This is a genomic window from Serpentinimonas maccroryi (genome assembly GCF_000828915.1).
GTDB lineage: Bacteria > Pseudomonadota > Gammaproteobacteria > Burkholderiales > Burkholderiaceae_C > Serpentinimonas > Serpentinimonas maccroryi.
On sequence record NZ_AP014569.1, the window covers coordinates 1,831,499 to 1,855,998 of the forward strand.

A 24,500-nucleotide genomic window follows, 5' to 3' on the forward strand; every position below is an offset into this window, starting at 1 on the left:
CGAACCCTTCATGCAAACCTTGCGCGTTCTCACCGGCATCAAGCCTTCGGGCACCCCGCACTTGGGCAATTATGTGGGCGCCATCCGGCCGGCGCTGCGCTCGAGCGCGCTGGGCAGCGTCGATGCCTTTTATTTTCTGGCCGACTACCACGCCCTCATCTCCACCCACGAACCCGAGCGCGTGCAGCGCTCGACGCTCGAAATCGCCGCCACCTGGCTGGCCTGCGGCCTCGACCCGCAGCGCGTCACGTTTTACCGCCAGTCCGACATTCCCGAAACCACCGAGCTCACCTGGTTGCTCACCTGCGTCTGCGGCAAAGGGCTGCTCAACCGCGCCCACGCCTACAAGGCGGCGCTGGACAAAAATGCCGCCAGCGGCGCTGAGCCCGACGAGGGCGTGAGCGCCGGCTTGTTCATGTACCCGGTGCTGATGGCCGCCGACATCCTGCTCTTTAACGCGCACCAAGTGCCGGTGGGGCGCGACCAGGTGCAGCACATCGAAATGGCGCGCGACCTCGCTTCCAGCTTCAACCACCTCTACGGCCCGCACTTCACCCTGCCCGAGGCCGTGGTCGAGGCCCAAGTGGCCACCCTGCCCGGGCTCGATGGGCGCAAGATGAGCAAGAGCTACGACAACACCATCCCGCTGTTTGCGCCGCCCGAGCAGCTCAAAAAACTGATCTTCGGCATCGTCACCGACTCGCTGGCGCCGGGCCAGCCCAAGCAGACCGAGGGCTCGGCGCTGTTCCAGATTTACCAGGCCTTTGCCAGCGCCGACGAAAGCGCCGCGCTGGCGCGCGCCTATGCACAGGGCATAGGCTGGGCCGAAGCCAAACAGCTGCTGTACGAGCGCATCGAGGCCGAAATCGCGCCGCTGCGCGCGCGCTACCTCGAGCTCATGGCGCGCCCGCACGAGGTGGAAGCGCTGCTGCAAGCCGGCGCCGCCAAGGCGCGGCGCAGCGCCACGCCCTTTGTCCAGCGCCTGCGCCATGCGGTGGGGTTGCGGCCGCTGGTGGGGGGTGCTGCGTTGGGCTCGGTTGCCAGAGCCGGGTCGGGTACTGCCGCGGCGGGGGATGATGGTGCGGCGGCAGCCTTGGCTGGTGGCGGCCTAGCGGCCCCCGCAGCAGCCAACGCCCCTGCCGCCAAAGCCGCCCTGCCCACCTTCAAGCAGTACCGCGAACCCGACGGCCGCTTTGCCTTCAAGCTCACCGATGCACGCGGCCAGCTGCTGCTGAAAAGCCTGGGCTTTGCCACCCCGCAAGAAGCGGCGCAAGCCATCGCCCGCCTCAAAGCCGCCGGCTACAGCGCCTGCCCCGAACTGCACCCGCTGTTGCAACTGGGTGCGCAGCATGCCGATGCGGATGCGGGTGCGCCCCAAGCCGACGCCGCCTTGGCAGCGCTGCGGACAGCCGGTTAGCGCGCAGCACCCCAGACCCTCTAGGCTTTTGTGAGAGTCTCTAGCGGCCCCGGTAGTAGTCCGCCGGCTCGCCATGGCCCTGCGAGGGTCGGTTTTGAGCCTGCTACAATTGCAGGCTCGACACGCGGAGAGATGGCAGAGTGGTCGAATGCGCCGGACTCGAAATCCGGTATACGGTTGTACCGTATCGAGGGTTCGAATCCCTCTCTCTCCGCCACAACCAACCCTTCAAACCTGCTCAGCCAGCCTAGAAGGCGTACAGAGCCCCGCAGCACGCGGGGCTTTTTGCTATGGGCTCCTGACTGACCCCATGGCCACCCACCCTCGAAACTCGTCTCAAACCCCGTTTCGTCTCAGAACCTCCTGACTTTTCTCAGGGCGGTACGGCGCTAGGGGTCTAGAGACCGGTGAGGCCTTCCGTGTGGAATCGCACCAGTCGCCGATGGAGAACCCGCTGACGACCCCGCTCAGATCCCATCCGCGGCACGGGTCAGCGCGAGGTCATAGAGAGTGAGCAGCTTCTCGTCCTCTTGTAGCGTATCCTCAGGCAGCTTGTTGGCGATGCCGATGATGGTCTTGTAGTCCTTGGCGGCCCAGGCAGCGCGGAAACCAGCACGCAGGACCTCCAAACGCGACTCCTTAATCTTGCGACCTGTGAAGGTCTTGTATGTTTCAAATTCTTTAAGTAGCGATTTTTCCCGCTTTTTTTCAAGATCCTGCGCCTTGTTGAAGTCTGGTACATACCAACGGTTCTTCGCCTTATGCAGCAACGATGGATTTGACTTATCAAGCCCGCGCATATCTTTGAAAATACTTGAAAGATAGATATGGATTGGCGATGGACATTCGCCGAAGCCATCAAACTCAATAAAGTTATCCTCAAGAAGACGCTGAAGCTCTGGTTTTGATTCGTGCTTTTTCCAGCCTGCACCGAGTTGCGCCGTAAATTCTGGATATATCTCTTGATAGGTTGAAGGGTTTGATTTAAGGAAGTTAGTCAGCCATTCAATCGCGCTTCTTTCATCAGAGACAAAAAGCTCCATTTGTGGAGCCGTAGAAACAGACGCACGCCTCTTGTCATACTCCTTTGCTTGATCTGGCAAAAAAATCATGCCATCTCTCTCTAGAAATTTCTCAACAAGTCCCGCACGGAACTCCTGATGTGACAAAGGAACATATACGTTTTGCCTAATAAACCACCCGACCATCCGATCAAATAAAACCCGTGGATCTCTTTCTGAGATGTAATTAATAAGGCCGTCGCGCTCCTTAATTATCGGTATATGCTTGAGGTGCTCTTTTACAAAATCCCAAACAGACTGGCTGATTTGTGAATTGAGGACACAGCTTCTGATCAGCGACTCTATTGGCTTATATGCAGTAATGGCCAAGTCTTTGTTCACAGCTGCAGCCTTATGATCCTGATGGAGTGTTGTCTGTATCTTGTCAAGCAATGCAACATTGGCCACAATTAGGCCAGACTTTTCAAGGGCGTGCTGTATGGCATGCCAAACGGTGTTGGATGAATTATGGAACTCGACGACGATATAACGACCCGGCTTCAAAACACGTGCATATTCAGAAAAGACAAGAGTCAATAAATGAGTGTATTCTTGAATTCTCTTTTTTTGCACCGAGTTGGTTATGGCCTCAGCCTGGTTGTTGGTTTTAATTCCAAGCCACCATTCGTAGAGAATGTTCTGCTCAGAATAGTTAATATTCCCCCCGAATGGGGGGTCTGTAAAGATAAAATCTATACTTGCATCTGGTATTTGCGCAAGGTTTGTTGCGCTTTGGTTTGATACGATCGACCTGGTCTTTGGCCATGATGAGTGCACTTTTTGCAAACTCTCAAGCACCTGAAGCATTTTTCTCCCAATGTTTGTTTCGGTTTGCAATGTTGGAACGTATAACGTGTTGGACAACGGACCAATAGGGGAGCCATTAGGGCGCCGCTTGTCAATATAGAACCGATTGCGGCGAGTGGCATTATTTTCCATAATCGTCAACGCGCAAAATAAAGCAGCCCGCCTTAACTGCGCATCCTTGATGCCTGCTATTCTGGCCAAGGAATAATAGTTTCGCCTTGTATAGAAGTGATGAATGTGGGTGATCCCCCAGTATTCGGGTAAGTTGTTCCTTTCATGGGTCATGTGCGTATATTCTAGTTTGGCCGGAACCAGAGAAACCACCCGGCTGCCAACTTCCTCATAGTGCCTGACGTCTAGCTCAGTAGGTTTTGTGCGGATTGCACGATTTCCTACCTTTTTTGAAATCAACACCATGGATGTCTTGGCAAGACGGGTTGTGTCGTTGATCCATGGATCAAATACGGCCTCAAAGCTCTTTTTGGCCGACTCCGATTTGATGATTGCGCCGCAATGAGGACAAGGATACTCACTTAAAATGCACGGTTTTTTGGTATCAATAATGACGTCATACAACAAAAAACTGCCACCGCAGTTTGCGCATTCGCCCCAGTCCGAAAATACTGCGTAATCAAAGTGATCTACCGCATTTCCGCTCTTGAATGTATATAGCGGAAGAATCTCTTTTTTGATGAATTCGCCTAGAACACCGCTGACCCCACTAGACAAATGCTCATCAAGGGGGGAGTTCATTATTGATGCTATGAATGCTGCCGCTGGCGACAGATCCACCAGAATCGCTCGGCGCGCGCCTTTTTCGTAAACAGAAAATCTGTCAGTTAAGTCTCTGCCAGGGTTTGCGCAGTTTGCCGCTGCCACACCTGTCATGCCTGTGCCGCAGAATGCATCCAGAACCAGATCGCCGGGTTTTGTGTAATGGAGCAAGTAGTTCTGAATGGCCTTTGGCGGGACTTTGGTATGGTAAGACGGAACTGCATACAGCGGATCATTCTTGCCCTCAACGACATCCAAAGAGAATGGCGTGACATCGTATTTCGATGCTTCAATTATTGGCTTGCCATAAAACTCAATAAAATCTTTTATGAATGGGTTCGGGCAGGCGGTGTAATACGGGGGGTCTGATAGAGCCAGTATGGCCTCATCTGATCCTACTGGGAATCCTTCTATTCCCCTAAATGTCGGGTCTTTTAGTCTCTCAGCCAGAATCTCGAGATAAAAGTCCCTTCTTGCTTCTTCGCTGGGGAATTTTTTTCCTAGGCATTCAATCGATCCAATGGTTTTTTCATTAAAAATTTCAGTCACTCCTTCGCTCCCAACCGCTGAAGCCAGGAAATATCATCAAATGAAGCATAACTTACGATTGGAATAACGTGAGCTGGCTTGTTGAAAATATTGGCTGTGGGTGACGCCATTATTTCACCTCTGGTTATGCAGCCGAGGATTGCCACTGCTCCTGTTGAGGAATCCACGCCGATTTGAATTAACAGCTCCGGATATGAAAGTACACGCAATGACTCGCCGTCCAGCATTTTTGCTGGATAGTAAGAGGTTCCACGCCGAATAATATCAAGGTATGAACGTTTGGCTGCAGTCTTGATTCCTACACTTTTTCTGTTTATGGTGAGGTCTTGCCTAAATTCGCTTTTGGAGGCCACCACGACAGGCGCACCAGAAAACTTGATTTGCTTAGATTGCAGATATTTTGATAGAGCCATCTCGCCGGCTTGGCCTATTGAATGCGCAAGTTGGCTTGGTAGCCCGGAGTGCCGATATTTCCATCCCATCACTTTTTCATTGAACCACGTTCTAACGGTTCCGACGGCGAAGGCATATTTGAGCTCAGCCAACGTGAGCTCAATCGTCAGTCCGTGTGGAGAAATCAAATCATGCTTGTATGAAATGTCTTCTTTCTGCTGCCTAGAAAGCCATGCTTCAGCCTCTGCAGTTAACTTTTGGAGGTTGATGGGCACTCGGTTTTGTCTGCATTTTTCCTCGATCACAGGAAATTCGCTGAGCAGTTTGGTGATTGCTGTTTCCATTTCAGTCCTGACCTTTACTCGATGATGATGCGAAGCTTGATGGAGTCTTTTCCTTTGCAGAGATTGTTCATTAAAACATCGAAGCGCATGCGCAAATCGTCCGGCGTGGCCGGCAAACCACCCTGCAGCAGTGCCTGCTTGATTTCGTCGCCCTTGACCTCGATCTTCTCCAACCCCGACAGCGCCTTCTGTGCGGCGTTGGCGAACTCGCTGGTCATCGGGGCCGGCAGCTGGCGCGAAGCCAGGAAGGCGTCGATCAGCTTCTTGGATGCGGGCGGCATCAGGCGCAGGCTCTCCTGCGTGAACGGATCTTCTAGGCACTCCAGCAGGATCTGCTGCCAGTTGGCTAGCAACTGGTCCAAGTCGTTGTCGAGCTTGTGCAGGCGGTTGGCGGCAGGGATCAGCTCCAACGGCTCGGCAGACGGGCGGAACTGGCAGTGCGGGCATACCGCCGCGGTCATCAGCGTGGGCTCAGCCAGCGAGAAACAACTCTTCAGGCCGTTCAGCGACTCCTCGAAGGCGGTGAGCTGGCTGGTGGGCAGTAGCGACACGCCGGCCAGCAGGCGCAGCGCCAGCAGGCGGTCGTCGCGGCGCAGCGCGTTGCGGGTCTTGTCTTCGGCCACGCCCAGCCGCGCCTTGCTGTGGCTGGCGATGTAGGCGCTGATGTAGCCCTTCTTGAGCTGGTTGAGTATCTGCCGGCCATTACCCAAAATCAGGGCCGCGTGCTCGGTGGTGCGGTCTTGGCTGATCTGCTCGCAAATGGCCTTGCGGGCGGTCTCGGCCTGCTTCACCCAAGGGTGCTCGGCGGGCAACACCATCTCGCCCTGCAAGAGGTAGGACGCCGTGCTGCCCAGTTCCACCACCAGTTCGAGCAGACGCTCGACGGCGGCCAGGATCTCCAAATTCTTCTTCTGGCCGTACAGATCTTCCTGGGTGACGCGCAGATTCTTGAACTTACCGACGGTGTTGTAGGGCGTGAGCGACTCGGCGAACTTCTTCAGCGCATCGAGCCGGGCGTACCAGTCTTTGGCTTGTTCTTCGTGCAGCAGATTCTGGCCCCAGAAGCCGAGCTTGCCTTGCTGCAGGTCGGATCCGGCCTTGAGCACGCGCGGCACCAGCGCGCTGACTGTCTGCTGCAGTTTGATGACCGGCTCCGTGTCCCCTTGGTTGGCTTTCTGAGCCAAGCCGGACGGCAGGCCAAACAACTCGAACAAGGCGCGCAGCACCGCGAGGTTGATCTCCTTGGACGCCTCGACGTGCTTGAACTGTTTCAGCTCTTCGATAGAGCGTTCGGCCAGTTGCGCCAGCTTGCTGGAATCGATCTTGTCGCCGTTGATCGACAGCACGATGTCGCCGGAGTAGACGAGGCTGCCCAGCACGGTGAGCAGCAGATCGGGTTCCAGCCGGCACTTGCTTGGCGCGAAATATTCAAGGTCAGACGTGCCCGACAGCAGCTCGCTGCGGTTGAGCACTTGGCCATGGCCCTTGGCCTTGAGGCGGTTGAGCACTTCCTGCGCGTAGCGGGACTTGGCCGGATCGACGCGGTCGCCATCGAGCAATTCCAGCGCATCGAGCACGGCGAGCGCATCTTTGGTGCGCGTGCCGCCAGCCAGCAACCTAAGCGCGTTGCCCACCAGTTGCTTGCGGTTGGCCTCGGTGACCGGCACCGTGAAGGTGGGGTATTCGGGCGCGATACAGGCAAAGTGCTGGCTCAGCACCAAGCCTGAGACGGTGTTGACCACGTCGCGAAAGTGGCGGCGTTCGTCCGCACCCAGCCGCGCCCGGTCGCGCGGCGACACGCCTTTGACCCACTCTTGTAGGTTCTTTTTCTTGCCTTGGTAGGTGACCTCAAAGGCGGTCAGCTGCTTTTCTTGCAGCCACTTGCTCATGGCGCGCAGGAAGTCCTGTGCCTTGGAGAGGTAGATGGCCTTGGCGCCGCCGCTGGCGGTGGAGGCCAGATCGAGTGCCGCCGCGTAGGATGACAGGTGCCGCTTGAGCTCGTCGTCCAGCCCGGTGAGGCGCAAGAACACCTCGTTTGGCAGGTTGTTGTCATCGAACCTGCGTTTGGTGAACGGCTGGATAAAGTAAATGTAGAAGTCGCGCTCGGGCTGGGACGTGGGGCGATCGTTCGGCGCGCCGAAGAACAGGTAGCCGATGCGCTCGACACGCCGCTCCTGCCACTCGAGCGGGTACTGCCAGATCTGAAAGCCGGGGTAACGCAGGTCGTCGCTGCACTCCATCAGCGCCTTGACGGCGCTGTAGTAAGCGCGGCCCAACGCATCGGGCGCAAGGGCTTGGGCGCGTTGTTCAATCTGCGCGTCGTAGTCGATGTCCTTCTTGAGGTCGAGGTAGTACTGCTCGCCGGTGTTGCCGCCATGCGGCGCCTTGGTGATGAACTGGCCATTGACGGTCTTGATCACTTCGCGCATCACGGTCTGAACCATCGACAACAGGTTCTCGGCCGGATCGCCCGGCATGTCTTCCACGCTTGGTTGGAACAGGCACAGGGCGTCGCGCAGCTCGGCAGCGGTGGGGCCAATGGGCACGTGGATGTCGCCGCCCGTGGTCAGGCGGTGTACGGCCAGCGCGTTGATGACGCGCAGCGCCATGGCCTTGTAGGCTGGGCGCGTGAAGGCCTGCTGCACGCGTGACTCCAGCACTTCTGACACGCGCATCACTTCTTTGATGCTGGGGTCGGCGCGCAAGACCGAGTTGGCCTTGATGGTGTTCCAGAAGCTCTCGTAGCTGATGAACAGCGGCTGGTCGGCGGACACTTCCTGGTCGAGGATGGCCAGCATGGCGGCCTCGATGGTCTTGAGCGCGCCACGCTTCTCGGTGAATTGGATCTGCTCGAAGGTCTTAAGGTAATCCGGGTGCACCGGGAACAAGCGCACGTATTCGTCCATGCGCTCGTTCATGGAGCCGTAGAACTTGGCGAACGGTGTGAGGTATGCGCGGATCTTGTGCTGCTGGTCGGTCGTCTTCTTAAGCAGACGCGCAGAGACGACGAAGCTGAGGTCCTGGCGGTCGATGAAAATCTGCGTGTAGCGCTCGTTGACGCGGTGCATGCTGTCGGCCACATGCTGGAAGCGCGCGCCGTCGAAGATGGCTTCCTGTACACCGGCCACGAAGCGGAACTTCAGGTGCTTGGTGACTTCGCCGATCTGCCGCAGGATGGCCAGATCCTGCACCAGCTCTTGGTCGCGACGGGACTGCAGGTACTCCAGGAACTCGTCGACCACCAGCAACACACCCTGGTCCGGGAATTTTTCGCCAAACGCGGCCATCATCTCCTCGAAGGAGTGCTTGTTGTTGAGCTCCTTGTCGGCGGTCGGGAAGGTGTAGTCAACGCCGATTTTTTCCAGGAAACGCTCAAGCTGCAGGGTGATGATCTGCCGCAGCGGCATCTGCAGCCCGCCCACCTCGATGCGCAGCACCTTGAAGCGCCCAGCGATAGGAGCCACCGCCTCGGCCACCTTGGGGTGGCGGATCATCGGCGCGTAGGCCGCATCCTCGGCCACCAGGGACAGCACCGACATCAAGTGCGACTTACCGGTGCCGTAGTTGCCGACGATCAGCACGCCCTTGTGATCGACGGAATCGTCGAAACTGAGTTGGGGCACCATGAGCTTGGAGATCCGCTCTGCCATGTCGTCGGAGATGACGTAGGTCGCGACGAGCTTCTTGGCCTCGTCAGGGCGTCCGGCATCGAGCAGCTGAATGACTGACTCGATCTGCTCGAACTGGATCAGATCTCTGTATTTCATGTTCTGGGCCATAGGGCTCCCTCTTCCCCATTCTCTTTTTATCAGGTAGTCGGCGACTTGGCCCGATCGTTGTGATTCCGCTGGTGCCTAGACTTGATGCCATCGACATTGCCGTGGGGGTGTAACAGGCGAAAGGATAGTGCAAATCTTTCAAGCCTTGAATGAAGGATTGAAAGATTGTCGGCGGCCGCAAGGTGCGCTAGCGCACAGACGCGCGGGCAGCCCGGCTTTACATTGAGCGCAATGGCACCGGATGCGAACCCGGCCCGCCATGCGGAGCAGCCCTAGGGTAACTGAACCGCCGCGTTGCCCTAGCCCTCCATTGCTCCCTCCAAAAGGTATTTCATGAACACGAACCCGCTCCTCGTTCCCCGTGGCTTGGCCACGGCCATCGCACTGACCTTGGTCATAGGCCTGAGCGCCTGCGCCGGCATGTCGCGCCAAGACCAAAACACCGCCATCGGCGCGGGCGTGGGGGCCGTCGGTGGCGCCGTGCTCACCGGCGGCGGCACGCTCGGTACCTTGGGGGGCGCCGCCATCGGCGGTGTGATCGGCAGCCAAGTCGAACCCAGAAAATAAACGGCCGCGCGCCAGCATCACCCCGCACAACCAAAAACCCCCAACCAAGGCCTCACCATGCTCTACACCATTGCGCTCGTGCTGCTCATCCTCTGGCTGCTGGGCATGGTCACATCGACCGTGCTGGGCGGTCTCATCCACGTCTTGCTGGTGATCGCCTTGGTGGTGGTGCTGCTGCGCGTGATCAGCGGACGCCGCCCGCTCTGACGCCATCCGTCCACGGGGCGGCCAACACCAGCACACCACGATGCCACAGACCCCGGGGTGGACCCCCAAGCGCCGCCAACGCAACGCGCTGCTCAAGGCCGGCGCGCTGCAGAACGCCATTCTCACCAGCGCCAATTTTTCGATCATCGCGACCGACGAAAAGGGCATCATCCAGCTCTTCAACGTGGGGGCCGAGCGCATGCTGGGCTACCGCGCCGTCGAGGTGGTCAACCGGGTGCGCCCGAGCGACATGCACGACCCGCAAGAAGTGCGGGTGCGTGCCATGGCGCTCAGCTTGGAGCTCGACACACCGATCGCGCCGGGCTTCGAGGCGCTGGCCTTCAAGGCCTCGCGCGGCATCGAAGACGTCTACGAGCTTACCTACATCTGCAAAGACGGCAGCCGCTTCCCGGCGATCGTCTCCATCACCGCGCTGCGCGACGACTACGGCGATCTGATTGGCTACCTGCTGATCGGCTCCGACAACTCGGTGCGCAAGCGCGGCGAGCTGCAGCTCAACGAGGCCATGGCCGCGGCCGAGCAGGCCAACCGCGCCAAGACCGATTTCATCTCCAGCATGAGCCACGAGCTGCGCACACCGCTCAACGCCATCCTCGGTTTTGCGCAGCTGCTCGAATCGGGCACGCCCCTGCCCACGCCGACTCAAAAGCGCAGCATCGAGCAGATCCTCAAAGCCGGCTGGTACCTGCTCGAGCTGATCAACGAAATCCTGGACCTCGCGCTCATCGAGAGCGGCAAGCTCACGCTGTCGGGCGAGCCGGTGTCGCTGACCGAGGTGCTGGCCGAATGCCGGGCCATGGTGGAGCCGCAGGCGCAGCAGCGCGGCATCGGCATGGTCTTTGCCCGGCTGGAGCAGCCGCGCTGCGTGAAGGCCGACCGCACGCGGCTCAAGCAGGTGCTCATCAACCTGTTGTTCAACGCCATCAAATACAACCAGCCGGGCGGCCACGTGACGGTGGAGTGCACGCTCGCCACACCCGAGACGATCCGCATCAGCGTGCGCGACACCGGCCCGGGGCTCTCGGCCGCGCAGCAGGCGCAGCTGTTCCAGCCGTTCAACCGGCTCGGGCAGGAGAACGGTGACGTAGAGGGCACCGGCATCGGCCTGGTGGTGACGCAGCGCCTGGTGCACCTGATGGGTGGCCAGATCGGTGTGGACAGCACACCCGGCGTGGGCAGCGTGTTCTGGGTTCAGATGGCGCTCACCGCCGCACCGTTGCGCGCCCCCACAGACGGCGACACCCCCCGCGCCGACCCGCTGCGCCCCGATGCACCGCAGGCCCCCCCCCTGCACACCCTGTTGTACGTCGAAGACAACCCAGCCAACTTGGAGTTGGTGGAGCTGATCATTGGCCGGCGCGCCGACCTGCGCTTGCTCGGCGCGGCCGACGCCAGCTTGGGCATCGAGTTCGCCCGCGTCTACCAGCCCGCGGTGATCCTGATGGACATCAACCTGCCCGGTATCAGCGGGATCGAGGCCATGAAAATCTTGCGCGCCGACCCGAGCACGGCGCACATCCCGATCATCGCGCTGAGCGCCAATGCCGTGCCGCGCGACATCCAGCGCGCCCTGGATGCGGGCTTCTTCAACTACCTCACCAAACCGATCAAGGTCAACCAGCTCATGGACGCGCTGGAGGCGGCCTTGGCCTGCTCGCCATCCAGCAGCGGCGACCCGGCCACCCTACAGGAACCCGCATGACCCTCAGCCCACAAGACATGCTCGACGCGCGCATCCTGATCGTGGACGACCAGCCCGCCAACGTGGCGCTGCTCCATGAGCTGCTGCACGGCGTGGGCTACAGCCAGGTGTTCAGCACCATGGACCCCACGGCCGTGGCCGCGCTGCACCGCGAGGCGCCGTTCGACCTGATCCTGCTGGACCTGCAGATGCCCGGCATGGACGGCTTCCAAGTGATGGAGGCGCTGAAGGCGGGCACCGCCGAGGGCGACTACCTCTCGGTGCTGGTGATCACCGCACAGCCGGGCCACAAGCTGCGCGCCCTGCAAGCTGGGGCCAAAGACTTCGTGAGCAAGCCCTTCGACTTGGTCGAGGTGCAGACGCGCATCCGCAACCTGATCGAAGTGCGCCTGCTGCACCGCCAACTGGCGCAACACAACCTGGTCTTGGAGCAACGGGTGCAGCAGCGCACCGCCGAACTGCTCGAGAGCGAAGCGCGCTACCGTGCCCTGACCGAGCTCGCCACCGACTGGCACTGGGAGCAAGACGGCGAGGGCCGTTTCACCCAAGTATCCGGCCCGGTGCTGGAGATGCTGGGACTGCAAGACTCGGTGTTGGCCGACGGTGCGTCACCGACGGCCAGCGCCGGCTGGAACGAGGCCGAGCGCCAAAAGCTGCTGGACCGCATCGCCGCCCGCAGCCCCTTCCTAGACATGGTGCTCAACCAGTCGCTGCCCGACGGCACCACCCGCCAGTACCGCGTGAGCGGCACGCCGGTGTTCGACACCCGCTGCACCCTCACCGGCTACCGGGGTTTCGGCGTCGAGGTGCTCACGCTGCCGAAGGTCTGAGGGGCTGATGGCTTGATCGCGGTGCATACTGCGCCTGCAGACCAAAAAGCCGCACCTTGGCGCCCCGGGCTTGAACCCCCCTATCGAGAGCACAGACACATGGGCATCCCTCCCGACCAAGCGGCCAACCAGTTGCTCGCCTCCATGCCCATGCCCGAATGGCAGCGCATTGGCCCGCTGCTGGAGGTGGTCGATCTGCCGCTGGGCCGGGTGCTGTACGAATCGGGCAGCAAGATGGGGCACGTGTACTTCCCCATCGATGCCATCGTTTCGCTGCTGTACGTAATGGAAAACGGCGCCTCGGCCGAGATCGCGGTGGTGGGCAACGAAGGCCTGGTCGGCATCGCGCTGTTCATGGGCGGTGAAACCACACCCAGCCGCGCCGTGGTTCAAAGCGCTGGCAAGGGCTACCGTCTGCGCGCGGCCGACATCAAGGATGAATTCAACCGCGCCGGCCCGGTGCTGCACCTGCTGCTGCGCTACACCCAGGCGCTCATCACCCAGATGACGCAGACGGCGGCGTGCAACCGCCACCATGCGCTCGACCAGCAGCTCTGCCGCTGGCTGCTGCTGAGCTTGGACCGTCTGAGCGGCAACGAACTGGTGATGACGCACGAGCTCATTGCCAACATGCTGGGCGTGCGCCGCGAAGGCGTGACCGAAGCGGCGCTGAAGCTGCAGCGGCTTGGCATGATCCGCTACGCCCGCGGGCACATCACGGTGCTGGACCGAAAAGCGCTCGAAGGCCGCGTCTGCGAATGCTACGCCGTGGTCAAAAAAGAATACGAGCGCCTGCTGCCACCACGCCCAGCGGCTTGAGCGCGTGATCAGACTACGCGCTGACGCGCCTTGGGGGGCTGGCGCGATGACTCCCTATTGACGTTTACGTAAACGTCAATTAAAGTGCGCGGATCGACAATCGCCTGTCACAACCCACCAGAGCCCAGCAGCCGTGCCGCCCTGCCCGCACGGCCACGCGGCCACACCGGAGACCGCCGCCCATGACCGACCTGCACGCCGATTTCAAAGCCTTGGCCGAGTACCGCCCGCGCCACAAGGTGCGTTTTGTCACCGCCGCCAGCCTGTTCGACGGCCACGACGCGGCCATCAACATCATGCGCCGCCTGCTGCAGAGCATGGGCGCCGAGGTCATCCACCTGGGGCACAACCGCTCGGTCGAGGAGGTGGTGACGGCCGCCCTGCAAGAGGACGTGCAGGGCATCGCCATCAGCTCGTATCAGGGCGGGCATGTGGAGTATTTTCAGTACATGGTCGATCTGCTGCGCCAGCGCGGCGGCGCGCACGTGCAGGTGTTCGGCGGCGGCGGCGGCGTGATCGTGCCGGGTGAAATCCGCACCCTGATGGACTACGGCGTGGCGCGCATCTTCAGCCCCGAAGACGGCCAGCGCATGGGCCTAGCGGGCATGATCGGCGAGATGCTGATGCGCTGCGACCTCGACCTCACGCCCTACGCGCCGCAGACGCCGGCAGCGATCGAGGGCCACAGCGATGCCGCCTGGCGCGCGCTGGCGCAGCTGATCACGGCGCTGGAAAACGGCGCCGCCCCGGCCGCGCTGGTGCAGCAGTTGCACGCGGGCGCCCAAGGCCGCCGGGTGCCGGTGCTGGGCATCACCGGCACCGGTGGTGCGGGCAAATCGTCGCTCACCGACGAGCTCATCCGCCGCCTGCGCCTAGACCAAGACGACGCGCTGCGCGTGGCCGTGATCAGCATCGACCCCTCGCGGCGCAAGAGCGGCGGCGCGCTGCTGGGCGACCGCATTCGCATGAATGCCATTGGCGAATGGGGCACCACCCGAGACAAGGCCACCGAGCCAGCGCCGGGCCGCCCCAAGCTGGCGAGCGCCCCCTCGGGGGGCAGCGACGGCGCGCCAGCGCCAAGCGTGGGGGCTCGAATCTTCATGCGTTCCCTCGCCACGCGCGACTTTGGCAGCGAAATCAGCGCCGCCCTGCCCGATGTGCTGGCGGCGTGCAAGGTGGCGGGCTTTGACCTGATCGTCGTCGAGACTTCGGGCATCGGCCAGGGCGACGCCGCCATCGTGCCGCTGGTGGATGTGCCGCTGTACGTGATGACGCCCGAGTTTGGCGCCGCCAGCCAGCTCGAAAAAATCGACATGCTCGACTTTGCCGAGTTCGTCGCCATCAACAAGTTCGACCGCAAAGGCGCGCTCGACGCGCTGCGCGACGTCTGCAAACAGGTGCAGCGCAACCGCCAAGCCTGGAACCAGAGCCCGGAGCAGATGCCGGTCTTTGGTACCACCGCCAGCCGCTTCAACGACGACGGCGTGAGCGCCCTCTACCAGGCGCTCAAACCGCGGCTGGCGGCGCTGGGCCTGGCGCTGGATGCGCAAGGCAGCCGCCTGCCCCCGGTGGCGGTGCGCCACAGCTCCAACCAGACGCCGGTGCTGCCGCCGGCGCGCAACCGCTACCTGGCCGAAATCGCCACCACGGTGCGCGGCTACAAGCAGCAGGCGCGCGCGCAGGCGCGGCTGGCGCGCGAGATCCAGCAACTGCGCGCCGCCAGCGCCATGCTGCGCGCCGACGCCGCCCGCTGCCCGAACGAAGCCGCTGCGGCAGACGATGCCGCCCAAGCCGCCGCTGCGGCTGCGCTTAGCCTGGCCGAGCAGCGCGAGCAGCGCCTAGACCCGGCGGCGCGCAAGCTGCTGGCGCAGTGGCCGGCGATGCAGCAGGCCTACGCCGGCGACGAGTACGTGGTGAAAATCCGCGACCGCGAAATCCGCACCGCGCTGGTGCACACCACGCTCTCGGGCAGCAAAATCCGCAAAGTGGTGCTGCCGCGCTACGCAGACGAGGGCGAAATCCTGCAATGGCTGCTGCTCGACAACGTGCCCGGCAGCTTCCCCTACACCGCCGGCGTATTCGCCTTCAAGCGCGAAAACGAAGACCCGACGCGCATGTTCGCCGGCGAGGGCGACGCCTTTCGCACCAACCGGCGCTTCAAGCTGCTCTCGTCCGGCATGGAGGCCAAGCGGCTGTCCACGGCTTTCGACTCGGTCACGCTCTACGGCGCCAACCCCGACCCACGGCCCGACATCTACGGCAAAGTGGGCAACAGCGGCGTGAGCATCGCCACGCTCGACGACCTGAAAGTGCTCTACAGCGGCTTCGAGCTGTGCAGCCCCAGCACCAGTGTGTCGATGACCATCAACGGCCCGGCGCCCACCATTTTGGCGATGTTCATGAACACCGCCATCGACCAGCAGCTCGATAAGTTCAAAGCCGACAACGGCCGCGAGCCCACCGACACCGAAGCCGCCAAAATCCGCGCTTGGGTGCTGGCCAACGTGCGCGGCACGGTGCAGGCCGACATCCTCAAAGAGGACCAAGGCCAGAACACCTGCATCTTCAGCACCGAGTTCAGCCTGAAAGTGATGGGCGACATCGCCGCATGGTTCGTGCACCACGACGTGCGCAACTTTTATTCGGTGAGCATCAGCGGCTACCACATCGCCGAGGCCGGCGCCAACCCCATCAGCCAACTGGCCTTTACGCTCTCCAACGGCTTTACTTTCGTCGAAGCCTACTTGGCGCGCGGCATGCACATCGACGACTTTGCGCCCAACCTGTCGTTCTTTTTCAGCAACGGCATGGACCCGGAATACACCGTGCTCGGCCGGGTGGCGCGGCGCATCTGGGCCGTGGCCATGCGCGACAAATACGGCGCCAACGAGCGCAGCCAAAAGCTCAAATACCACGTACAGACCAGCGGCCGCAGCCTGCACGCGCAAGAGATCGCCTTCAACGACATCCGCACCACGCTGCAAGCGCTGATCGCCGTCTATGACAACTGCAACAGCCTGCACACCAACGCCTACGACGAGGCCATCACCACGCCGACCGAAGAATCGGTGCGCCGCGCCATGGCGATCCAACTGGTCATCAACCGCGAGTGGGGCCTAGCGAAAAACGAAAACCCGAACCAAGGCGCTTTCATCATCGACGAACTCACCGAACTGGTGGAAGAAGCGGTGCTGGCCGAGTTTGAGCGCATCAGCGAGCGCGGCGGCGTGCTGGGCGCGATGGAGACCGGCTACCAGCGCGGGCGCATCCAAGACGAGTCGATGCACTACGAGCAGCTCAAGCACAGCGGCGCCTACCCGATCATCGGCGTCAACACCTTTCGCAACCCACACGGCGACCCGGTGCCGGCGCAGATCGAGCTGGCGCGCTCATCCGAGGCCGAAAAACAGTCGCAACTGCAGCGCCTGCAGGCCTTCCACGAGCGCCACGCGGCTGCGGCCCCGGCCATGCTCAAGCGCTTGCAGCAGGCGGTGATCGAAGAGCGCAACGTCTTTGAGGTGCTGATGGAGGCCGTGCGCTGCTGCTCGCTGGGGCAGATCACGCAGGCGCTGTTCGAAGTCGGGGGGCAGTACCGGCGCAGTATGTGAACCTTTGGCTGCCGCGCTTCAGTCCAGCGGCCAGACCACGCCGTTGTCGTTCAAGATCGCGTCCAGCGGCCAGTCGTGCGGCTCGGGTTCGAGCTCGGGCAAAAACCCGTGCGTGTACGCCAGCCCCACGGTGTAGGGGCGGGGCTGCAGTTGCGCCAGCGTGCGGTCATAAAAACCGCCGCCGTAGCCCAGCCGGTAGCCGCCCGGCCCGTAGCCCACGCAGGGCACGAACAGCAGCGTGGGCGTGATGCGCTCGGTGCCGCAGGGTTTGGGGATGTCGTAGGCGTCGGGCTCCATCGGGCAGCCCGGGTACCAGCGGTGAAAGCTCAGGGTTTTGCTGGCCTTGTCGATCACCGGCAGGCCGATTTTGCGTTCGCGGCTGGCGCCCAGCGCGTCGGCCTCGCGCCCGGCCTCCTGCCAGCGAAACAGCGCCGGCAGCGGGTCGAACTCGCCCTTGATCGGCCAGTAGGCGCCGATGGCGCTGTCGGGCCGATCCACCAGCCAGACCCGCAGCACGCGCTGCAGCGCGTCGTTGCGCGCCAGCCGGTCGCCCAGGCGCAGGCGCTGCTCGATCAGGCGCTGGCGCCACTGGGCTTTGCGCGCCATCTGGTCAGGCGGGCGGTTGTTGTTCATAATCGGCCTATGTTCAGATTGTTCGTTGCTCAACCCAAGGCGTCGCTGCGCCCGTTCGCACCCACCCAGCCCAGGCGGCGGCTGCGCTGGTTTGCCACCCTGCTGGCGTGCATCTTACTGCCTGCCGCGGTGGCGGCCAACCCCAGCGCAGCGACCTTGAGCGCGCCAGCCGCAGCCGCGGCACCTGCGCCCCTGAGCCGGGCCGAGCAAGCGCTGCTCGAGATGGAGCAGGCCTTCGAGCGCCGCAACCACGCGCGCCTGGCCGCCCTGCTGCCGCAAGTGGCCGGGCACCCGCTCGAACCGCTGGCCCAGTACTGGGTGCTGGCGGCGCGCCTCGAGAGCGCCAACCCCGACGAAATCCGCGCCTTTCTGCGCCGCTGGAGCGGCACCTTTTACGAAAACCGCCTGCGCGCTGACTGGCTGCTGCTGCTCGGGCGCGCGCGCGACTGGAACACCTTCAACCAGGAGTTTGCCGATTTCCGCCTCACCGCCGACCGCGAAATCCGCTGCTACGCCTTGGTGGCCCAGCGCGAGCGCCCGGCGGCCGAGCGCGCCGCCGCCTTGCCCGCGCTCTGGTTGGCGCAAACCCGGGCCGACGACGGCTGCGCCCACGCCGCCGAGCGCCTGCTTGCCAGCGGCGACCTGCCCGCAGCCGTGGTCTGGCAGCGCGCGCGCCTAGCCACCGAGGGCAATCTGCCCGGCACGGCGGCGCAAGCCGTGGGCCTGATTAACCCGCAGTGGGCGCAGCAGGTGGCGGGCCTCGTCAGCCAGCCACAGCGCTTCATCGACGCCGCCGGCAGCGCCGAGCGCCTGCCCGCCCCCGAACTGGCCACACTGGCACTCATCCGGCTGGCCATGGAAGACCCCCCAGCCGCCACCGACGCCATGCACCAAGCGCGCTGGCGCTTGCACCTGAGCGCCGAAGCGCAGAGCTGGGTCTGGGCCGTGATCGGGCGCCGCCAAGCCCAGCGCCTGAACTCCGAGGCCCACGCCGCCTTTGGCCACACCCAGCTTGATCTGCTGCACGACTCGCACCTGATCTGGGCCACGCGTGCCGCCTTGCGCGCCGGCGACTGGAACCGGGTACACGACGCCATCATGGCCATGGGCAGCGCGCAGCGCGACGAAGCGGTCTGGAGCTACTGGTTGGCGCGCGCCCTGAACGAACGCGCCGCCAGCCTGCCGGCCCGTCAAGCGGCACAGGCGCAGCAATGGCGCGAACAGGCGCAGCAAATCCAGCGCCGCATCGCCGGCGTGGGCGGTTTTTACGAGCAGTTGGCGCTCGAAGCCCTGGGCCAGCGCATCAGCACCCCACCCGCCCCCGCCCCCCTGACGGCGGCCGAAATCGCCGCCGCGCGCCAGCACCCGGGTCTGCAGCGCGCCCTGCACGCCATTGCCATCGGGCTGCGCAACGATGGCGTACGCGAGTGGAACTACCACATCATCGTGCACCGCAGCGGCGGCCTGAGCGAGCGCGAACTGCTAGCCGCCGCCGACTTCGCCTGCAGCCGCCAAGTCTGGGACCGTTGCATCAACACCAGCGAGCGCACCCGCACCGAGATCGACCACCTGCAGCGCTTCCCGATGCCGTTTCGCGACCAGGTGTTGGCCCAGTCGCGGGCCATCGGGCTGGATCCGGCCTACGTCTTTGGCCTGATTCGCCAAGAAAGCCGCTTCATCATGGATGCGCGCTCGCACGTCGGTGCTTCGGGGCTGATGCAGCTCATGCCCGCCACCGCGCGTCTGGTGGCGCGGCGCATCGGGCTGCAAAACTTCACCCAAGATCAGGTCAACCAGCTCGACGTCAACATCGCCTTGGGTACCGCCTACCTGCAATGGCGCCTAGAGCAGCTCGACGGCTCGCGCGTGCTCGCCGCCGCCGCCTACAACGCCGGCATTGGGCGCCCGCAGCAGTGGCGCAACGGCCCGGTGCTCGAAGCCGCGATCTGGATCGAAAACATCCCCTTTGCCGAAACCCGCGACTACGTGCAGCGCGTGCTGGCCAACGGCACCAACTACGCCGCCCTGATCAGCGGCCAACCACAGAGCCTGCGCGCGCACCTGCAGCCGATCGGGCCGCGCGCCACCCCCGCCGCCAGCGCCCCGGTGCCTTTAGCCCAGCGGCCCTGAAAACCAAACCCCCTCTTTTCACACCCCCACCTACACTGCATTTGTACCTCATGAAAAACGTTTTGGTTCTGGGCGGCACCGGCTTTGTCGGCCGCCACCTGTGCGAACACCTCAACCGCGCCGGCATCCGCGCCACCGTGCCCACGCGCCGCCTGAACAACGCCCAAGCGGTGCAGATGCTGCCCTTGGTGCAACCGCTAGAGGCCGATGTGCACGATGCGGCCGCGCTGGCGCGGCTGCTGCCTGGCCACGACGCCGTGGTCAACCTGATCGCGGTGCTGCACGGCAGCCGGGCGCGCTTCGAGCAGGTGCACGTGGAATTGCCGCGCCGGCTCGCCGCCGCCATGCAAGCCAGCGGTGTGCGCCGCTTGGTGCACGTGAGCGCGCTGGGCGCCAGCGCCAGCGGACCGTCGGAGTACCAGCGCAGCAAAGCCGCCGGCGAGGCCGTGCTGCAAGCCGCCGGGCTCGAGCTCACCATCCTGCGCCCGAGCGTGATCTTCGGCGCCGAAGACCGCTTCCTCAACCTGTTTGCCTCGCTGCAAAAGCTGTTTCCACTCATGCCGCTGGCCGGATCGCAGGCGCGGCTGCAGCCGGTCTGGGTGGGTGACGTGGCGCGGGCGCTGCTGCACTGCCTGCTGCACCCCGCCACCAGCGGCCAGATCATCGAGTGTGCCGGCCCCGAGACCTTTAGCTTGGCCGACTTGGTGCGCTTGGCGGGCCGGCTGTCGGGCCACCCGCGGCCCGTGCTGCCCCTGCCGCGCGCACTGGGCTATGCGCAGGCGTTGCTGATGCAGCTGCTGCCCGGTGAGCCGCTGCTCAGCGCCGACAACCTGCGCTCGCTCGAAGTGGACAACGTGGCCAGCGGCCAACTGCCGGACCTGCGCGCACTGGGCATCGAACCCCAGGCGCTGGAGCCGCTGGCGGCGCGCTACCTCGATCAAGCCGGCCGCGCCGACCCGCTGCTGGCCCTGCGCAAACACGCTGTCCATCGCAAGTAACCGGCCACAAGCCACCACCCCCCTACCCACCATGAGCAAGAGCACACCCAAGCCGGCAGCCAAAGCTGCCACACCAGCGTCCGCCGCACCCTTGAAAAACGCCGCACAAGCACCGGCTGACGCGGCCGCGCCCGAGCCGATCTCGGCGCACCGCGCCCAGCACCAGCGCGACGTCAGCAACCGGCTGCGCCGCATCGAAGGCCAAGTGCGCGCCTTGGTGCAGATGATCGAAGACGGCCGCCCCTGCGAAGACATCGCCCAGCAGATGGCCGCCGCCCGCAAGGCGCTCGACAAGGCCTTTTACCGCATGATGGCCTGCTCGATGATGGAAGCCGCCGCCAGCGCCGACGCCGGCAACGATCTCGAGCGCTCCACCCGCATCCTCGAAAAATACGCTTGAGCGGCTGAGCACGCAGCTGAGCTGCCCCCTCACCTGCCACCGCCAGCACCCGCTGCCACCAGCCACCTCCCGATGCGCATCTACCTCGTCGGCGGCGCCGTGCGCGACGGCCTGCTCGGCCACTACCACTTAGCCCACCGCCGCCCCGACGGCAGCGTGCACGCCGACCGCGACTGGGTCGTGGTCGGCGCCACGCCCGAACAGATGCGGGCCCAGGGCTTTCTGCCCGTGGGGCGCGACTTTCCGGTGTTTTTGCACCCGCGCACACACGAGGAATACGCGTTGGCGCGCACCGAGCGCAAAACCGCGCGCGGCTACCACGGCTTCGATTTTTACGCCGACCCCACGGTGACCATCGAGCAAGACTTGGGGCGGCGCGACCTGAGCATCAACGCCATGGCGCTGCCCGCTGCGGCGCTCGACCCCGACGGGCGCTTCGACCCGCACAGCCCGGCGCTGATCGACCCCTACGGCGGCCGCGCCGACTTGCAAGCCAAGGTGCTGCGCCACGTCACCCACGCCTTTGCCGAAGACCCGGTGCGCCTGTTGCGCATGGCGCGCTTTGCGGCGCGCTGGAGCGACTTTCAAATTGCCCCCGAAACCCTGAGCCTGATGCAGCAGATGGTGGCGCACGGCGAGGCCGACCACCTGGTGCCCGAGCGCGTCTGGCAAGAGCTGGCGCGCGGCCTGCAAGAGCCCCGGCCCTCGCGCATGCTGGCGGTGCTGCGCCAGTGCGGCGCGCTGCGCGTGCTGCTGCCCGAAGTCGATGCGCTCTGGGGCGTGCCGCAGCGCGCCGAGTACCACCCCGAAATCGACACCGGCACGCACCTCGAAATGGTGCTCGACATGGCGGCGCAGCTGGGCGCCGGGCTGGAGGTGCGCTACGCCTGCCTGTGTCACGATTTGGGCAAGGGCACGACCCCGGCCGAGCTGCTGCCGCGCCACCACGGGCACGAGCAGCGCAGCGCCCGGCTGGCGCAGGCCATTGGGCAGCGCTGGCGCGTGCCGCGCGACTGCCGCGAACTGGCCGACGTGGTGGCGCGCGAGCACGGCCACATCCACGCCAGCCTGAACTTAAGCGCCGGGGCCACGCTGCGCTTGCTGCAGCGCTGCGATGCGCTGCGCCGGCCTGAGCGTTTCGAGCAGGTGCTGCTGGCCTGCGAAGCCGACGCCCGCGGCCGGCTGGGCCACCACGACGCGCCCTACCCGCAAGCACAGCGGCTGCGCCTGGCCCTGCAAGCGGCGCTGGCCGCCGACACCGCCGGCGTGGCCGCGGCCGTGCAGGCGCAGCCCGGAGCCAACCCGCGCAGCAGCGGCCTGCAGATCGGGCGCGCCATCGAGGCGCTGCGCGAGGCCGCCATCGCGGCGGCCTTGCCGGCAGCCCCGCAAGCCGATGCTTAGGCCGCTTTACCTGCTTGACCGCTTGGGCCGCTCATCCGCTCCAACCTTCCTAGCCCGCCCCGCCGCTCAAAGCCTGTGCGTCCGATCCCCGGTCAGCAGCCCCGTGGGCAGCCAGTCCGCCGGCAACGTTGCCGGCGCCAGCGCCAGCACCTTGAACAGCTCACCCATCTCGTGCTCGTTCACCAGCCGGGCGGCGGCGGCGCGCTCGGCCAGCGGCCAGCCGTCGGCGCCGTCGAGCAGCCCGGCGTTGAGCAAAAACCGGCCTTGGCTGTTGTAACCCAGCACCTGCAGGCCAGCCTGCTGCGCCGCCACGGCGATGCCGGTGAAGTTCACATGCGCCGTGATGTCTTTGCGGCCCACATCGACCAGCGGATCGGCGTCGGCGCGGTGCGCGCGGTGGCACATCAGGGTGCCGCTGCTACGCTGCGGGTGGTAGTACTCGGCCTCGGGGAAGCCGTAATCGATGAAAAACGCCACCCCGCGCTGCCAGCGCTCGGCCAGTGTAGCGATGAAGGCCTCGGCCTGCGGGTGGATTTCGCACAGGTAGTCGTGTGTGCCGGCGATTGCCAGCGGCGGGCGCAAGTCGGTGGCGCGATCGGCCCAGGCAAACGCTGGGGCCACCCCCTCAGCCACCCCTTCCGCCCCCGCCAACACCACCCCACGCTCGTACCACACGCCGCCACAGCGCAGCAGCAGCTGCACCGGCATGGCGTCGAGCACCTCGTTGCCCAAAATCACCCCCTGCATCTGCGGCGGCAAGGCCTCGGCCCAGACCACGCGCGGGGCAAAGTCTGCCAGCCGCTGCTGCTGGCGCCAGCGCAACTCGGCCGACAGCTCGACGAGGGTGTAGCGCGCCAGCGCCACCCCATCGGCCTGCAGCTGCTGCAGCACCTGCTGCGCCAGCGCCCCGCTGCCGCCGCCAAACTCCCACACCTCCTGCGTGCCGCTGGCCGCCAGCGCCTGCGCCACTTGGCGCGCCAAGGTGCGGCCAAAGGCGGGACACAGCTCGGGCGCGGTGACAAAATCGCTGCCGCTGGCGGGCATGGCGCCAAACTTTGGGCTGGCGCTGGCGTAGTAACCCCAGCCCGGGCTGTACAGCGCCAATGCCATGAAACGGTCAAAGGGCAACCAGCCGCCGGCGTCGGCCAGTGCGGCCACGATGCGCTCGTGCAATGGCCAAGCCGCTCCGGTAGGGACCGGAGGCAACCCGGAGAGGGTCGATAAAATGGGCGTTTGTCTGTCCACAGATCGGATTGTCCCCCATGTCGTCCTCCACCCCCGCCGCTGGTGAAGCGCGCTGCGTGCTCGTCACCGGTGCAGCCAAACGGCTTGGGCGCCGCATCGCGCTCGACTTGGCCGCCGCCGGCTGGAACTTGGCCCTGCACTACCGCCACTCGGCGCTCGAGGCCGAACAATGCGCCGCCGACTGCCGCCTGCTGGGCGTGCAGGCCGCTGTATTTGGCGCCGATCTGGCCGACGAAGCGGCCTGCCGTGCCTTGGTGCCGCTGGTGCTGCAGCGCTTTGGCCGCCTCGATGCCGTGGTCAACAACGCCTCGACCTTCGAGCACGACAGCGCCGCCAGCTTCAGCTACGCCAGCCTAGAGCAGCACCTGCGCAGCAACACGGCGCCGGCGGTGCTGCTGGCGCAGGCCTTGCACCAGCACTTAGGCCAGCGCACGCCTACAGCCAGCGCCGCAGGCGTGGTGGTCAACCTGCTCGACCAAAAGCTGTGGAACCTGAACCCGGATTTTTTCAGCTACACCCTGTCCAAAGCCGCGCTGCACTGCGCCACCACCATGTTGGCGCTGGCGCTGGCGCCCCTGGTGCGCGTGGTCGGCGTGGCCCCGGGCCTCACGCTCACCAGCCACCTGCTCGACGAGGCCAAGTTTGCGCAACTGCACCGCCAGTCGCCACTGGGTCGTTCCTCCAGTCCCGAAGACGTGGCCGCCGCAGTGCGCTTTGCGCTCGACAACCGCTCGGTCACCGGCAGCACGCTGCTGGTCGATGGCGGCCAGCATCTGCAACGCTTCGAGCGCGACTTTTCGCTCATGTAAACCACG

The 24,500-nt window shown here is 64.1% G+C and carries 17 protein-coding genes and 1 tRNA gene; 13 read left to right on the top strand and 5 right to left on the bottom strand.

Annotated elements, in window-relative coordinates; genetic code table 11:
• Positions 1–10 precede the first annotated feature (10 nt).
• Complete coding sequence (locus SMCB_RS08470; protein WP_045537906.1) at positions 11–1,417, top strand: tryptophan--tRNA ligase; 1,407 nt, start codon at positions 11–13, stop codon at positions 1,415–1,417.
• Positions 1,418–1,543: 126 nt separating this feature from the next.
• A tRNA-Ser gene (locus SMCB_RS08475) sits at positions 1,544–1,634 on the top strand.
• 250 nt (positions 1,635–1,884) lie between these two features.
• Here the strand turns inward: SMCB_RS08475 and SMCB_RS12505 are convergent.
• From SMCB_RS12505 to SMCB_RS08485, 3 genes are read right to left on the bottom strand one after another with little or no spacing between them, the layout of a single operon-like run.
• Positions 1,885–4,608: a DNA methyltransferase gene (locus SMCB_RS12505; RefSeq protein ID WP_045536295.1), complete on the bottom strand. Its 2,724-nt coding sequence runs from the start codon at positions 4,606–4,608 to the stop codon at positions 1,885–1,887.
• Positions 4,605–5,345 (bottom strand): hypothetical protein, encoded by a 741-nt coding sequence (locus tag SMCB_RS12725; protein ID WP_144400317.1) that lies wholly within the window; start codon positions 5,343–5,345, stop codon positions 4,605–4,607. Before SMCB_RS12725 ends, SMCB_RS12505 begins: the two co-directional genes overlap by 4 nt.
• 14 nt (positions 5,346–5,359) lie before the next feature.
• A complete protein-coding gene (locus tag SMCB_RS08485; protein WP_231851188.1) occupies positions 5,360–9,124 on the bottom strand; it encodes a DUF6079 family protein in 3,765 nt (1,254 codons plus the stop codon).
• Between the two features lie 333 nt (positions 9,125–9,457).
• On the opposite strand from SMCB_RS08485, the gene SMCB_RS08490 reads away from it, so the two are divergent.
• The 6 genes from SMCB_RS08490 to icmF all read left to right on the top strand — a co-directional run bounded on the left by SMCB_RS08490 (position 9,458) and on the right by icmF (position 16,878).
• On the top strand, positions 9,458–9,691 hold the full coding sequence (locus tag SMCB_RS08490) for a glycine zipper 2TM domain-containing protein (RefSeq protein ID WP_045536297.1): 234 nt from the start codon (positions 9,458–9,460) through the stop codon (positions 9,689–9,691).
• 57 nt (positions 9,692–9,748) lie between these two features.
• Positions 9,749–9,898 carry a lmo0937 family membrane protein gene (locus SMCB_RS12730; RefSeq protein WP_144400319.1) on the top strand — a complete coding sequence of 50 codons (150 nt, stop codon included), beginning with the start codon at positions 9,749–9,751 and terminating at the stop codon, positions 9,896–9,898.
• Between the two features lie 40 nt (positions 9,899–9,938).
• A complete protein-coding gene (locus SMCB_RS08495) occupies positions 9,939–11,621 on the top strand; it encodes a PAS domain-containing hybrid sensor histidine kinase/response regulator (RefSeq protein WP_045536299.1) in 1,683 nt (560 codons plus the stop codon).
• Positions 11,618–12,451, top strand: a complete 834-nt coding sequence (locus tag SMCB_RS08500; protein ID WP_045536301.1) for a response regulator — start codon at positions 11,618–11,620, stop codon at positions 12,449–12,451. Before SMCB_RS08495 ends, SMCB_RS08500 begins: the two co-directional genes overlap by 4 nt.
• A gap of 99 nt (positions 12,452–12,550) precedes the next feature.
• Positions 12,551–13,270: a Crp/Fnr family transcriptional regulator gene (locus SMCB_RS08505; RefSeq protein WP_034110731.1), complete on the top strand. Its 720-nt coding sequence runs from the start codon at positions 12,551–12,553 to the stop codon at positions 13,268–13,270.
• A 182-nt stretch (positions 13,271–13,452) separates the two neighbouring features.
• A complete protein-coding gene (gene icmF, locus SMCB_RS08510; protein WP_045536304.1) occupies positions 13,453–16,878 on the top strand; it encodes a fused isobutyryl-CoA mutase/GTPase IcmF in 3,426 nt (1,141 codons plus the stop codon).
• A gap of 18 nt (positions 16,879–16,896) precedes the next feature.
• On the opposite strand, the gene SMCB_RS08515 is transcribed toward icmF, so the two are convergent.
• Positions 16,897–17,511: a 5-formyltetrahydrofolate cyclo-ligase gene (locus SMCB_RS08515; RefSeq protein WP_045536306.1), complete on the bottom strand. Its 615-nt coding sequence runs from the start codon at positions 17,509–17,511 to the stop codon at positions 16,897–16,899.
• A gap of 9 nt (positions 17,512–17,520) precedes the next feature.
• Here SMCB_RS08515 and SMCB_RS08520 point away from each other — a divergent pair, with 9 nt between their 5' ends.
• The 4 genes from SMCB_RS08520 to SMCB_RS08535 all read left to right on the top strand — a co-directional run bounded on the left by SMCB_RS08520 (position 17,521) and on the right by SMCB_RS08535 (position 22,440).
• Complete coding sequence (locus SMCB_RS08520) at positions 17,521–19,641, top strand: lytic transglycosylase domain-containing protein (RefSeq protein ID WP_082027321.1); 2,121 nt, start codon at positions 17,521–17,523, stop codon at positions 19,639–19,641.
• 50 nt (positions 19,642–19,691) lie between these two features.
• A complete protein-coding gene (locus SMCB_RS08525) occupies positions 19,692–20,639 on the top strand; it encodes a complex I NDUFA9 subunit family protein (RefSeq protein ID WP_045536308.1) in 948 nt (315 codons plus the stop codon).
• Between the two features lie 31 nt (positions 20,640–20,670).
• Positions 20,671–21,039, top strand: a complete 369-nt coding sequence (locus SMCB_RS08530) for a metal-sensitive transcriptional regulator (protein ID WP_082027322.1) — start codon at positions 20,671–20,673, stop codon at positions 21,037–21,039.
• A 72-nt stretch (positions 21,040–21,111) separates the two neighbouring features.
• Positions 21,112–22,440 carry a multifunctional CCA addition/repair protein gene (locus SMCB_RS08535; protein ID WP_045536310.1) on the top strand — a complete coding sequence of 443 codons (1,329 nt, stop codon included), beginning with the start codon at positions 21,112–21,114 and terminating at the stop codon, positions 22,438–22,440.
• Between the two features lie 66 nt (positions 22,441–22,506).
• Here SMCB_RS08535 and SMCB_RS08540 read toward each other — a convergent pair whose 3' ends face one another.
• Entirely contained in the window at positions 22,507–23,598 is a 1,092-nt protein-coding gene (locus tag SMCB_RS08540; RefSeq protein WP_420834890.1) for a class I SAM-dependent methyltransferase, read from the bottom strand.
• 104 nt (positions 23,599–23,702) lie between these two features.
• Here SMCB_RS08540 and SMCB_RS08545 point away from each other — a divergent pair, with 104 nt between their 5' ends.
• Positions 23,703–24,494, top strand: a complete 792-nt coding sequence (locus SMCB_RS08545; RefSeq protein WP_045536314.1) for an SDR family oxidoreductase — start codon at positions 23,703–23,705, stop codon at positions 24,492–24,494.
• Positions 24,495–24,500: the final 6 nt, after the last annotated feature.